Here is a 12018-nt window from a genome sequence, read left to right as displayed (position 1 = left end):
TCAACGAGCCTAGGCGGAGGGTATTCCCCGGCGGGCGCGGAGCGTGATGATCGCCGCAGGCGGTTTGAACCGGGGCGCGCTGGTCAAGGCGGGGCCGCAGAACGGCGGTGACGGAGCGGAGTCACCCGGTCGCAGCAGTCGCCGGTCAGCCACCGGCCCCGTCGAGGAGGTCGCGCAGCGCGGCCTCCAGGACCGGGACCTTGTCGGTGAGGGTCTGCCACACCAGCGCGTCGTCGACCGAGGCGTAGCCGTGGATCAGGATGTTGCGGAACGCGACGATCCGGTTGAGGTCGGGGACGCGCGCCGCGAGCTCGGCGTCGACCTTGCGGAGCTGGTTCAGCGCCTCACCGGTGATCTCGAACTGCCGCTCGACGGCCGACCGCAGCATGGGGTCGTCCCGGTAGTCGGCGAACGTCTTCCCGGCGCCGAACCGCAGCAGCAGGCCGACGGCCTGCCGCGCGTCCCAGAGGTAGGTGCGGGGGTCACGCGGCATAGACCTGCTCCCGGCTCTCCATCACCCGCTGCCGGAAGTACGGGTTGCGGATGCTCGCGCTGCTCACCAGGTCGACCGGCCGCCCGAAGAGCCGCTCCAGCCCCTCCTTCAGGGTGAAGTAGCTGCCGAAGTGGTCGAACCCCGGCCGGGCGTCGAACTCCACGAGGAGGTCGACGTCGCTGGACTCGGGGTCGAACGAGTCGCCGAGCGCGGAGCCGAACACGTCGAGGCGGCGGACCCCGAGCGCGCGGCACAGCTCGCGCACCTCGGCCAGCCTGGTCGCGATAGCCTCGTGCACGGCGCCACCTCCCACCCTCGATTGTGCCCGATCCGCCCGGCTCAGTCCCGGTACTCCACCGTCACCGGAGCGTGGTCCGACCACCGCTCCGCGTACGTCGCCGCCCGCTCCACCACGGCCGTCTCGGCACGGGCCGCCAACCCCTCGGTCGCCACCTGGTAGTCGATCCGCCACCCGGAGTCGTTGTCGAACGCCTTCCCCCGGTACGACCACCACGAGTAAGGCCCTTCCACGTCCGGGTGCAGGGCCCGCACCACGTCCGAGTAGCCGCTCGCGAAGACCGACCCGAGCCACTCCCGCTCGTACGGCAGGAACCCCGCCGACTTCTGGTTCGTCTTCCACGACTTCAGGTCCGCCTTCTCGTGCGCGATGTTCCAGTCACCGCACACCAGCACCTCGCGCCCGTCCGCCGCCGCCTTCTCCCGCAGCTCGACCAGGTACGGCAGGAACGCCGCCATGAACCGGTCCTTCTCGTCCTGCCGCTCGGTGCCCGCCTCCCCGCTGGGCAGGTACAGCGACCCGACCACCAGCCCGGTCAGCTCCACCTCCACGTACCGCCCGGAGCGCTCGAACTCCTCGACCCCGAACCCGACCCGGACGGCCGTCGGCTGCTCCCTGGTCAGCACGGCCACGCCGCTGCGGCCCTTGACCGCCGAGTGCGCGTGCGCCGAGTGCCACCCCTCGGGGTCGCGCACCTCGTCGGCCAGCTGCCCCGGTTCGGCCCGCACCTCCTGGAGGCACACCACATCGGCCCCGGTGGCGGCGAGCCACTCCAGGTAGCCCTTCTTGGCGGCGGCGCGCAGGCCGTTGACGTTGACGGTGGAGACGGTCAGCACCGGCCCAGCCTAGTCAGCCACCGTCCACCCGTGCGGGTAGCGCGCGCCGCAGCGGGCGCACTTCGCCACCAGACCCAGCATCAGCACCATCGGGCTGGACCCGTCCGGCGACGGCAGCCCGCGCACCGGGTGCCCGTCGAGGTCGGAGACCAGCTCGGGCCAGTCCGGCTCGCACGAGCAGGTGATGATCTCGTCGCGCTTGCCGCGCCGCCAGCTCAGGAACACCGGACAATCAGAGCACACCGGACGCTCGACCGGGGCCGCTCACCCCGAGTCAGCCGGTCACCCCCAGGGCAGCCGGTCACCCCGAGGCAGCCACCTCACCCGCAGTCCGCGCCCGCCGCCGTCGCCACGCCCCGCTGCGCGACCCACCGGTCGTCCGCCAGCAGCCGGAACCCGTTCTGCACGACCCGCTGCGCGTCCAGCACCGCCCCCCTCGGCGCGGTCGACAGCACCGGCAGCGCCGCGTCCGGCCCACCGCGCACCTCCAGCACCTCCACGGCCACCTCGACCCGGCACGGGTCGGGCGCGCCCGTGCCGAACCGCTGCCCGCCGCTGATCACGTACATCCCGACCGCGACCACGACGACCCCGAGCACGACCAGCCCGCGCAACCCGCGGAACGGCGCGTCCACGCGCATGGGCATGGGCATGGGACACCTCCTCACCCTGGGGTATAGCCACGCCCGCCCCCGCGCGGAACGCCCGAGCGCGCGAACCACCCGCCACGACCACCGGCCGGGCGTACCCCGGCGACCCTGCGTGACCGAACCCCGCCGCCCCGCGCCGGGAGACCCGCGGCCCGAACAGCCCCAACAGCCCCGGAACAGCCCCCGGAAAACCCAACGGGCCCGGCCGCCGAAGCGTCCGGGCCCGCCGAGAAGACGTGCGGCCTCAGCCCGCCATCTTCTTCTGGAGGTTCTCGTCCAGCGTGGCGAGGAAGTCCTCCGTGGTCTGCCACTCCTGCTCGCGGCTCACCAGCAGCGCGAGGTCCTTGGTCATCTTGCCGCTCTCGACGGTCTCGATGATGACCTTCTCCAGCGTCTCCGCGAACCCGGTGACCTCGGGGGTCCCGTCGAGCTTGCCGCGGTGCTTGAGGCCACCGGTCCAGGCGAAGATCGACGCGATCGGGTTGGTGGAGGTCGGCTTGCCCGCCTGGTGCTGGCGGAAGTGCCGGGTGACGGTGCCGTGCGCGGCCTCGGCCTCGACGGTCTTGCCGTCCGGGGTCATCAGCACGGAGGTCATCAGGCCGAGCGACCCGAAGCCCTGCGCGACGGTGTCGGACTGCACGTCGCCGTCGTAGTTCTTGCACGCCCAGACGTAGCCGCCCTCCCACTTCATGGCCGCGGCGACCATGTCGTCGATGAGGCGGTGCTCGTAGGTGAGCCCCTTGGCGTCGAACTCGGCCTTGAACTCGGCCTCGAACACCTGCTGGAAGATGTCCTTGAAGGCGCCGTCGTACGCCTTGAGGATGGTGTTCTTGGTCGACATGTACACCGGGTAGTTCCGCTGCAGGCCGTACGAGAACGAGGCCCGCGCGAAGTCCTCGATGGACTTGTTGAAGTTGTACATGCCCATGGCCACGCCGCCGTCGGCGCCGTAGTTGGCGACCACGTGCTCGATCGGCGCGGAGCCGTCCTCGGGCGTGAAGGTCACGGTCAGCTTGCCCGCGCCGGGGACCTTGAAGTTCGTGGCCTTGTACTGGTCGCCGTGGGCGTGGCGGCCGATGATGATCGGCTTGGTCCAGCCGGGGACGAGCCGGGGGATGTTCGAGATGATGATCGGCTCGCGGAAGACCACGCCGCCGAGGATGTTGCGGATCGTGCCGTTGGGCGAGACCCACATCTTCTTGAGGCCGAACTCCTCCACCCGCGCCTCGTCCGGCGTGATGGTGGCGCACTTCACGCCGACGTTGTGCTTCTTGATCGCGTTGGCCGCGTCGATGGTGACCTGGTCGTCGGTGGCGTCCCGGTGCTCGATGCCCAGGTCGTAGTACTCGAGGTTGACGTCCAGGTACGGGTGGACCAGCTTGTCCTTGATGAACTGCCAGATGATCCTGGTCATCTCGTCGCCGTCGAGCTCGACGACAGTCCCCTGAACCTTGATCTTGCCCATACTCGGGTGCGCTCCTCTCGCGGCAATGCAAGCAGGACAAGCGTACTGCTATGTCATGCTGCGTGCGCCACTCACGGGTGAAAAAGGGATCGGGCACCACAATGCCTTAACCTCCAGTCACGATCTTGGAGGGGGCACCATGTCGACCGGACCCACGCACGCCATGAGCGGTCTGCTGGCTTGGGCGGCGGTGACCGCGCTCGCCGAGAACCATCCCATCGGACAGCTCTCGCCGCAGAGCTGGACGGTCGGCGCGGTGCTCGCCACCGGCGCCGCGCTGATGCCCGACATCGACCACCCGTCGTCCACGATCGCCCGCGCGTTCGGCCCGATCAGCCAGGGGCTGTCCGGGGCGCTGAACACCCTCAGCAGCTGGGTCTACAAGCTGACCAGGACCAAGCGCGACTCCAACCGGGAGGGCGGGCACCGGGCGCTGACCCACACGTTCGTGTTCGCGCTGCTGTGCGCGCTCGGCACGACGGCGGTGGTGCAGCAGTCCCAGAAGTGGGCGCTGCCGCTGCTGATGTTCGCGTTCGCGGGCCTGGCGGTGCGCGGGATCATGAAGGACTGGTCGAACAAGCACGACGCGCTGCTGATCACCGTGGTGTCGGCGGGCATCACCGCGCTGTGCGTGATGTGGACCGCGCAGACCGCCGCGAACGCCGCCGCGCTGGGCATCGCGGTGGCCGTGGGCTGCGTGGCGCACTACATCGGCGACGCGATCACCGAGCAGGGCTGCCCGATGGCGTGGCCGATCCCGATCGCGGGCAAGACCTGGTACCCGATCGCGCCGCCGAAGATCATGCGGATGAAGACCGGCGGCGCCGTGGAGATGCGGATCGTCGGCCCCGCCGTGACGGTCGGCGCGGTGTGGCTGTCACTGGCCGCGCTGCAGAACATCGGGATGCTGCCGTTCCTCGGCTCGTTCGACCTGCTGCCGGTCTAGCGCCCCCTGGTCCGGGCGGGCCGGTCGAACCCGCCCGGAAGGGGAATTTCGGCCATTCGTCGGATATCTGAACGTCACCCGATCGGACTAATCTGCGACGCATGACCACGTGGCTCGGGGTGAACGCGGGACACGAGGACCCGGCGAGCGCCGAAAGCGCGGCGCTCGCGCTGCACGGATCGCTGCTCTACGAGGCGGCGGTGGTGTGCGTGCACGACGTCGGGCCGCACTGGGCGCTGTCGTTCCGGCTGCCGAAGGCGCCGTCGGGGAACGTGGTGTCCACGCTGGTGGAGCGCGGGTCCGGGATCGCGCTGCACGAGGGCGGGGTGGAGCGGCTCGCCGGGCCGTCCGAGCTGGTGGCCGGGGCGCTGCGGGCCGCGCTGGCGCACCGGGACCGGGTCGAGGGGGTCGCGCTGCGGTTCCCCGGCCAGCGGGCGCTGCACGGGCGGTACGGGGTGGCGGACGTGCTGGCGTTCAGCGCGATCGACGAGGTCCGGCCGCACGACGTGCGCAGCATCGAGGCGCGGGGGGACCTGCGACCCCGGTTCAGCGGCGGGCGGCTGGTGCTGGACTGCTCGTGAGGTGGAGCCCGCGAACCCCCGGCGCGGACCGGGGGTTCACGGGATTCGGCGGCTCGGGCGGCTCCACCACCGTGCGAGCTGCCCGATGTCGCGAAGCGACATCAGCAGCGAGCCGGACCGGATTCGAACCGGCGTCCTCCCCGCCGGGGCGGGGCGCGTCAACCGCTGCGCTACCAGGCTCTCACCGCACACCCTAGCCACGAGACGGACCTGTGGACACGGGATCGGCGCGGCGCAATAAGGTCTGCCCCGTGCGCGGGGTGGACTACTACGAGCTGCTGGGCGTGGAGCGCGAGGCCTCCTCGGCCGAGATCCGGTCCGCCTACCGATCGCTGGCGAAGGTCATGCACCCGGACGCCGGTGGATCTTCAGGGGGCTTCCGAGCGCTGCAGGAGGCATATGACACCCTGCGCGACCCGGCTCGGCGGCGGGCCTACGACCGGGGGTGGGCGCACCCGCGCTCCGGGCCCCGGTCCGGTTCCGCGAACCGGCCGCCAAGATCGGGAAGGCCCCCGTGGAACCGCCCGTTCGGCGACGATCCCGACTTCGTACCTCCGAAGCCCGACCTCGACCCGGACGACCTCGGCTGGTGGCGGCTGGTCGATCCGGGGCAGCGGGTCCGGTACGCCCCGGTCGCCTCGCCGGGCCACGCGCCCGCCCTCACCGCGCTGTGCGCCTGGTTCTTCCTGCTGCTCCCGGTGTTCGCGCTCGACCTGTCCCCGCTGGGCCTGGTGGTGTGGCTGGCGATGGTCGCCAGCGTGGCCGCGTGGGCGTTCCGGCTGGTGCGCCGCTACCTGGCCGCGACCCGCACGGACCGGGCGTTCGCGGCCGAGGTCGACACCGAGGTGGTGCGCGGCGAGGTGGACGACGAGCGGGTGTGCGAGCGGCTGACCGCCGACCTGCTGGCCGAGTACCTGACCCGGCTGCCGGGCGCGCGCGTGTTCCACGGCCTGGCCTGGCCGGACTCGGTGTTCGTCGACGTCGACCACGCCGTGCTGTGCGGGCGGCGGCTGGTGCTGATCGAGTCGAAGTCCTGGCTGCCCGGCCACTACCAGACCGGCGACGACGGCTCGCTGTGGCGCAACGGCCACCCGTTCCGGGGCGGCGGCACGCGGCTGCCCCGAGGGCTGGCCGAGTACCGGGACCTGCTGCCGCACCTGGAGGTGCGGGCGGTGCTGCTGGTGTACCCGAGCCGGGAGGGCGAGGTCACCACCGACCCGACCGACGGGGTGCTGGTGCCGCCGATGACGCCCGAGGCGTTCGTGGACGAGGTCGGCGCGTGGCTGGCCGAGGACCCTGCGGTGGTGGACCGGGAGGCGCTGCGCGCGATCGTCGACCTGGTGTGCGAGTCGGCCGACGACTGACCCCCGTGGCCGTCCGAACCCTCCGTGGCTGTCGGACCTCCGGGTTACAGTCCGCCCGTGCAGTTGCCGGGACTGACCGACATGACCCCGCTGGGCCAGGGCGGCTTCGCCACCGTCTACCGGGCGCGCCAGGTGCAGCTCGACCGCGAGGTGGCGGTCAAGGTGGACCACCGCGTCCTGCGGACCGAGCGCGACCGGCGGCGCTTCCTGCGGGAGGCGCACGCCGCCGCGCGGCTGTCCGGGCACCCGCACGTGGTGTCCGTGCACGACGCGAACTTCACCGCCGAGGGCACCCCGTACCTGGTGATGGAGCTGTGCACCGGCGGCACGCTCGGCGACCTGCTGCGCTCGAACGGCCCGCTGGACGGCGACCGGGTGCGCAGGCTGGGCGTGCAGCTCGCGGACGCGCTGGCCGCCGCGCACGGCGAGGGCGTGCTGCACCGCGACCTGAAGCCGGGCAACGTGCTGCTCGACCGGTACGGCACCGCCAAGATCGCGGACTTCGGGCTGGCCGCGCTGCTGGACGCCGACGGCGCGTCGTCGGTGACGCGGGACGCGCTGAGCCCCAGCTACGCGCCGCCGGAGGCGTTCGCGATGGTGCCGCCCACGGCGGCGGGCGACGTGTACTCGCTGGCGGCGACCCTGTACGACCTGCTGGCGGGCAAGCCGCCGAGGCCGGTGCCGTGGCCGATCGAGTCGTTCGACCACCTCGGCGAGGTGCTGCGCACGCCGGTCGAGCGGGCGCCCGGCTGCCCGGACGACCTGCACGCGGCGCTGGTGCGCGCGCTGGAGCCGGACGCGGCCTACCGGACCTCCAGCGCGGCCCAGTTCCGCGACGAGCTGGACCGGGGCCCGCTGCCGTCGCCGTTCTCGGCGCCGACCGCGCTCGCGGGCGGCCAGGCCCCGGCGAGCGGCCCGCTGCCCGCGCAGGACCCGCACGGCACGCCGCAGCTCTCGTGGCCGCGCGGCTCGGGACCGGGGCAGGTCCCCCTCCCGCCCGGCGCGACGCCGCCCGGCGGTGTCCCGCAGCCCGCGGGCGCACCGGGCCAGGGCACGCCCCCGCACGGCTCGCAGCCCCCGCAGCCGACCCCGCCCGGCGGCTTCCCGCACGGCCAGGGCCCCGGCCAGCAGGGCTCGTTCCCACCCGGCTTCTTCCCACCCGGCCAGGTGCTGTCCCCGCTCCCCCACGGCGGTCAGCCCGGCCAGCAGCACCCCGGTCCCCAGCACCCCGGCCAGCAGCACTCCGGCCCGCCCCAGTACGTCGTCATCCAGCAACCGCCCCGCCGCGCCTGGCCGCTGGTGCTGGGCGTCGTGCTGGCGCTGGTCCTGGTCTCCGGCGGCACCTGGCTGATCGCCTCCCAGCGGACCGGGCCCACCACCAGCACCGGTCAGGGCGACCAGGTCGGCGCCCCGTCCAGCAGCGCCCCCGAGGAGGACCTGCCACCGCCGAGGACGAAGGCCTGCGACACGGGCTTCTGCATCGCCGAGCAGACCTGCTACGCCGGGCTGGTGCAGATCGGCGGCATGGCGGCCACCGCCCGGATGCTCGGCGACTGCGCGAACGAGCACTACTGGGAGGCGTTCGCGGGCACCTGGTTGTCCGGGTCGATCCCGCAGGTCACCTCGGAGGAGCTGCTCCAGGCCCCCGAGGTCGCGAGCGTGTGCACCGAGGCGGCGATGCGGGCCAACACGCGCGCGGGCGTGGACACCACCGGCTGGGAGATCTCGGCGGTGGCCAAGTCCGACGGCGATCGCAACTACGTGCACTGCCTGGCGGGCAGGCAGGAGGGTGGCGTGGTCACCACCAGCGCGTTCGGCTCCTGAGCGCGACCGCCCCACCCGGCCCCCTCCCCGCTGGGCCGGGTGGATCATCGGGTTGCGCCCGCTCTCGTAGGCTTGGCCCATGAAGACCGTCCTGCCCCACCCGGCGCGGGGGGAGAACCGGAACGCGGCGCGGCGAGCGCCCGCAGGTCCGGTGCGCCCGCGCACAGCCCGCCGAACCGACTGGCGCGCGGACGGGGCCCCCGGCGGGTCGGCGGGCTCGCCCGCGACGGCGTTCACACACCCCGCGCCCACCACCCCCGTGGCGGTGCGGCCGTGAGCGACGCGAACGACTGGACCTGGATCAGGCTGGTGGCGCTCCAGCACGTCTCCGACGGCGCGCTGCCCGCCCGCCGCAGGATCGCCTGGGGCGCGGTCGGCCTGGCCGCCTCCTACGGCGCCGAGCGGTACAGCCACCGCCGCACCCCCTCCGTGGTGGAGCGCTTCACCCTGCGCGGCCACCTGCTGGAGCTGGGCGCGGAGACCCCGGACCACCTGGCAGCCGACGTGCTGTCGGAGACCGCGATGACCGCCGAGGAGGCCGCCGAGCGCGCGGCGACGGCCGCGCTGCCGAGGTCCGAGGTGAAGGTGCTGCGCGAGCACCGGAGCATCACCGCCGTGCTCGACGCGGTGGCACCGCTGGTCGACGACGCCGACCTGCGCGAGCGCGCCCGGCGCTGGGTCGAGGTGCGGGCCGCGCTGCCGTAGGCGCGACCGCCCCGGCTCCGGTTCGCTCGGGGAGCGCTCCCGACCGAACCGGAGCCGGCTACAACTTCCGATTGCAACCTCACCCGTACGGGACTCACCCGTCAGGTGGACTAATCCCCCGCGTGTTCACACCGCGTCGTCACCTCACCTGTCCCAGCGCGGAACACTGCGGTTCCCCACACCCCGCACAGGCATCATCACCCGTCTCCCGCAAGGCTTTTCACAGATATCGCTCATCCCGTCCCCGGTTCGGAGCAAGCGGCGGCTGTTCCACCCCAAAGGGGGCCGGCGAGTGCATAGGGTCATGAGGGTGCGCGCTTACGCCCGATTAGCGCTGGCCGGTTTCCGCCGCTACTCCACCTACCGGCGAGCAACCTTCGCGGGGATCGCCGCGAACGTGATGTTCGGCCTGCTCAGAACCGCCGTGCTCACGGCGGCGATCGCCCCCGTCGGCCATGGCGGGGGCTACGACACGACGGCGACTACGACGTACGTGTGGCTCGGGCAGGGCCTGATGGCGTTCGTGGTCCTGTGGGGCGACAGCACGCTCTCCGACCGCATCCGCACCGGCAACATCGTGGTCGACCTGTACCGCCCGTGGCACCTGCAGGCGGCGCTGTTCGCCCAGGACGTCGGCCGAGCCTGCCACGCCGCGCTGGCCCGGCTGCTGCCGCCGGTCGCGGTGGGCGCGCTGTTCTTCCCGTTCCGCTGGCCCGCCCCGGAACTGCTGCCGGTGTTCGCGGTCAGCGCGGCGCTGGGCCTGGTGGTGAGCTTCAACATCCGGTTCATGATCAACTGCACCGCGTTCTGGCTGCTGGACAACCGGGGCCTGCTCAGCGTCTACGGCGTGGTCATCCCGCTGCTGTCCGGCCTGGCCGTCCCGCTGGCCTTCCTGCCCGAGTGGGGCAGGGACCTGCTGTGGTCGACCCCCTTCCCGGCGATCCTCCAGGCCCCCGTGGACGTCTTCCTCGGCGTCGGGTCCCCGTGGCTGCTGCTGAGCCACCAGGTCGTGTCCGCGATCGGCACGAGCGCGCTGGGGCACCTCGTGCTGCGCAGCGCCGTGCACCGGGTGGTGGTGCAGGGTGGCTGAGCCGATCTACCCCAGGCTGGTGGGCGCCCGGCTGCGCGGGCAGATGTCCTACCGGGTCTCGTTCGCGCTGGAGTGCGTCGCCCAGGCGGGCGGGCAACTGGTCGAGCTGGTCGTGATCCTGGTGCTGTTCACCAGGCTCACCGACCTCGGCGGGTTCACCGTGCACGAGGTGCTGCTGGTGTACGCCCTGTCCAGCACGGCCTTCGGCATCGCCGACCTGACCGCGGGCCAGCTCGACGAGCTGCCGGTCTACCTGCGGGACGGCACGTTCGACGCGCTGCTCACCAGACCGCTGGGCACGCTGCCGCAGCTGATGGTGTCCGACATCCGGCTGCGCAGGTTCGGCCGGGTCGCGAGCGGCGTGGGGGTGACGGTGTACGCGCTGCTGCACAACGACATCGACTGGACGCCGTGGCTCCTGCTGCTGGCCGTCACCACCCCGCTGTGCGGTGCGGTGATCTTCGGTTCGGTGTGGGTGGCGGCGAGCACCGTGTCGTTCTGGTTCATCGAGGGCCAGGAGGTCGCGAACACCGTCACGCACGGCGGCAACGCCTTCGCCGCCTACCCCATCACCATCTACGGCCCCGCGCTGCGCAGGGCGATGGCGTTCGCGCTGCCGTTCGCGTTCATCGCCTACTACCCGGCCCTGGCGCTGCTGGGCCGCCCCGACCCGCTGGGCGGCCCCGGCTGGCTCGGCTGGATCTCACCGCTGATCGCGGTCGCGAGCGCCTGCGCCGCCGGGCTGGTGTGGCGCTTCGCGGTCCGCCACTACCGGGGAACAGGATCATGATCGAGGCGCGCGAGCTGTGCCGGGAGTTCACGCTCTCCCGCAAGATCGGCCGGTTCCGGCGGGAGCGGCGGGTCGTCACCGCCGTGGCCGGGGTCAGCTTCGACATCGCCGAGGGCGAGGCCGTCGGCTACGTCGGGCCCAACGGGGCGGGCAAGTCCACCACCATCAAGATGATCACCGGCATCCTGGTGCCGACGTCCGGCCGGGTGCTGGTGTCCGGGTTGGACCCGACCAGGAGCAGGCGCGAGGTGGCCAGGCGGCTGGGCGTGGTGTTCGGGCAGCGCACCCAGCTGTGGTGGGACCTGCCGCTGGTGGACAGCTTCGAGCTGCTGCGGGCCATCTACCGGGTGTCCGAGCGCAGCTACGCGCGGCGGCTGGCCGAGTGCGCCGACCTGCTGGAACTGGGGCCGTTCCTGGACACGCCGGTGCGGCAGCTCTCGCTCGGGCAGCGGATGCGCGGCGAGATCACCGCGGCGCTGCTGCACGACCCGGAGCTGCTGGTGCTGGACGAGCCGACGATCGGGCTGGACCTGGAGTCGAAGGAGCGGCTGCGCGAGTTCCTGGCCGAGCTGAACACCAGGCGCGGCACGACGCTGCTGCTGACCACGCACGACCTGGACGACATCGAGCGGCTGTGCCACCGGCTGGTGGTGATCGACCGGGGCACGGTGCTGGCCGACGGGCCGCTGAAGTACCTGCGGCACGAGGTCAGCCCGGAGCGGGTGCTGGTGGTGGAGCTGGCCGCGCCCGCCGACCTGGCCGGGCTGCCCGGCGTGGCGTCGGTGTCGGTCGAGCAGGGCGGGCTGCGGCAGCGGCTGGCGTTCCGGCGCGCGGACACCACGGCGGCGGCGCTGATCGCCGAGGTCGCGACGCGGGCCGAGGTGCACGACCTGGTCGTGGAGGAGCCGGAGATCGGCGAGGTGGTCCGGCGGCTCTACGCGCGCCGGTAGAGTCGGACGAAACGGACGAGCCTGAG

General features: G+C 72.6%; 15 protein-coding genes and 1 tRNA gene. 9 read left to right on the top strand and 7 right to left on the bottom strand.

The genetic code is table 11. The features are described from left to right. Positions 1-145: 145 nt before the first annotated feature. The 6 genes from LV78_RS16940 to LV78_RS16915 all read right to left on the bottom strand — a co-directional run bounded on the left by LV78_RS16940 (position 146) and on the right by LV78_RS16915 (position 3742). Positions 146-493 (bottom strand): HepT-like ribonuclease domain-containing protein, encoded by a 348-nt coding sequence (locus LV78_RS16940; RefSeq protein ID WP_253846198.1) that lies wholly within the window; start codon positions 491-493, stop codon positions 146-148. Then, positions 483-791 (bottom strand): nucleotidyltransferase family protein, encoded by a 309-nt coding sequence (locus tag LV78_RS16935; protein WP_253846197.1) that lies wholly within the window; start codon positions 789-791, stop codon positions 483-485. The genes LV78_RS16940 and LV78_RS16935 overlap by 11 nt, the downstream gene beginning before the upstream one ends. Before the next feature lie 41 nt (positions 792-832). Next, positions 833-1627, bottom strand: a complete 795-nt coding sequence (locus LV78_RS16930) for an exodeoxyribonuclease III (RefSeq protein WP_253846196.1) — start codon at positions 1625-1627, stop codon at positions 833-835. A 9-nt stretch (positions 1628-1636) separates the two neighbouring features. Further along, entirely contained in the window at positions 1637-1852 is a 216-nt protein-coding gene (locus LV78_RS16925) for a hypothetical protein (protein WP_253846195.1), read from the bottom strand. A gap of 95 nt (positions 1853-1947) precedes the next feature. Then, complete coding sequence (locus tag LV78_RS16920; RefSeq protein ID WP_253846194.1) at positions 1948-2280, bottom strand: SH3 domain-containing protein; 333 nt, start codon at positions 2278-2280, stop codon at positions 1948-1950. Positions 2281-2521: 241 nt separating this feature from the next. After that, a complete protein-coding gene (locus LV78_RS16915) occupies positions 2522-3742 on the bottom strand; it encodes an NADP-dependent isocitrate dehydrogenase (protein WP_253846193.1) in 1221 nt (406 codons plus the stop codon). A 139-nt stretch (positions 3743-3881) separates the two neighbouring features. Here LV78_RS16915 and LV78_RS16910 point away from each other — a divergent pair, with 139 nt between their 5' ends. Together LV78_RS16910 and LV78_RS16905 are read left to right on the top strand one after the other, a co-directional pair. Continuing rightward, positions 3882-4688, top strand: a complete 807-nt coding sequence (locus LV78_RS16910; RefSeq protein WP_253846192.1) for a metal-dependent hydrolase — start codon at positions 3882-3884, stop codon at positions 4686-4688. A 101-nt stretch (positions 4689-4789) separates the two neighbouring features. Continuing rightward, positions 4790-5269 carry a hypothetical protein gene (locus LV78_RS16905; RefSeq protein ID WP_253846191.1) on the top strand — a complete coding sequence of 160 codons (480 nt, stop codon included), beginning with the start codon at positions 4790-4792 and terminating at the stop codon, positions 5267-5269. Positions 5270-5377: 108 nt separating this feature from the next. On the opposite strand, the gene LV78_RS16900 is transcribed toward LV78_RS16905, so the two are convergent. Continuing rightward, positions 5378-5450 (bottom strand) — tRNA-OTHER (locus tag LV78_RS16900). A 70-nt stretch (positions 5451-5520) separates the two neighbouring features. On the opposite strand from LV78_RS16900, the gene LV78_RS16895 reads away from it, so the two are divergent. From LV78_RS16895 to LV78_RS16860, 7 genes are all read left to right on the top strand, one after another. Further along, positions 5521-6633: a J domain-containing protein gene (locus tag LV78_RS16895; protein ID WP_253846190.1), complete on the top strand. Its 1113-nt coding sequence runs from the start codon at positions 5521-5523 to the stop codon at positions 6631-6633. 57 nt (positions 6634-6690) lie between these two features. Further along, positions 6691-8457, top strand: a complete 1767-nt coding sequence (locus LV78_RS40790; protein ID WP_308208725.1) for a serine/threonine-protein kinase — start codon at positions 6691-6693, stop codon at positions 8455-8457. 79 nt (positions 8458-8536) lie between these two features. Then, on the top strand, positions 8537-8734 hold the full coding sequence (locus tag LV78_RS16880; protein ID WP_253846189.1) for a hypothetical protein: 198 nt from the start codon (positions 8537-8539) through the stop codon (positions 8732-8734). Further along, positions 8731-9162 (top strand): hypothetical protein, encoded by a 432-nt coding sequence (locus LV78_RS16875; RefSeq protein ID WP_015805168.1) that lies wholly within the window; start codon positions 8731-8733, stop codon positions 9160-9162. Before LV78_RS16880 ends, LV78_RS16875 begins: the two co-directional genes overlap by 4 nt. A 304-nt stretch (positions 9163-9466) precedes the next feature. Then, positions 9467-10252, top strand: a complete 786-nt coding sequence (locus tag LV78_RS16870) for an ABC transporter permease (protein ID WP_253846188.1) — start codon at positions 9467-9469, stop codon at positions 10250-10252. After that, on the top strand, positions 10245-11042 hold the full coding sequence (locus LV78_RS16865; protein ID WP_253846187.1) for an ABC transporter permease: 798 nt from the start codon (positions 10245-10247) through the stop codon (positions 11040-11042). The genes LV78_RS16870 and LV78_RS16865 overlap by 8 nt, the downstream gene beginning before the upstream one ends. Then, positions 11039-11992 (top strand): ABC transporter ATP-binding protein, encoded by a 954-nt coding sequence (locus LV78_RS16860; RefSeq protein ID WP_253846186.1) that lies wholly within the window; start codon positions 11039-11041, stop codon positions 11990-11992. The genes LV78_RS16865 and LV78_RS16860 overlap by 4 nt, the downstream gene beginning before the upstream one ends. Positions 11993-12018 lie beyond the last annotated feature (26 nt).

Origin of the sequence: Actinosynnema pretiosum (genome assembly GCF_024171695.1) — a bacterium.
GTDB lineage: Bacteria > Actinomycetota > Actinomycetes > Mycobacteriales > Pseudonocardiaceae > Actinosynnema > Actinosynnema pretiosum.
Note: the sequence above shows the minus strand (reverse complement) of the source record. Positions and strands in the feature narration are given on the sequence as shown.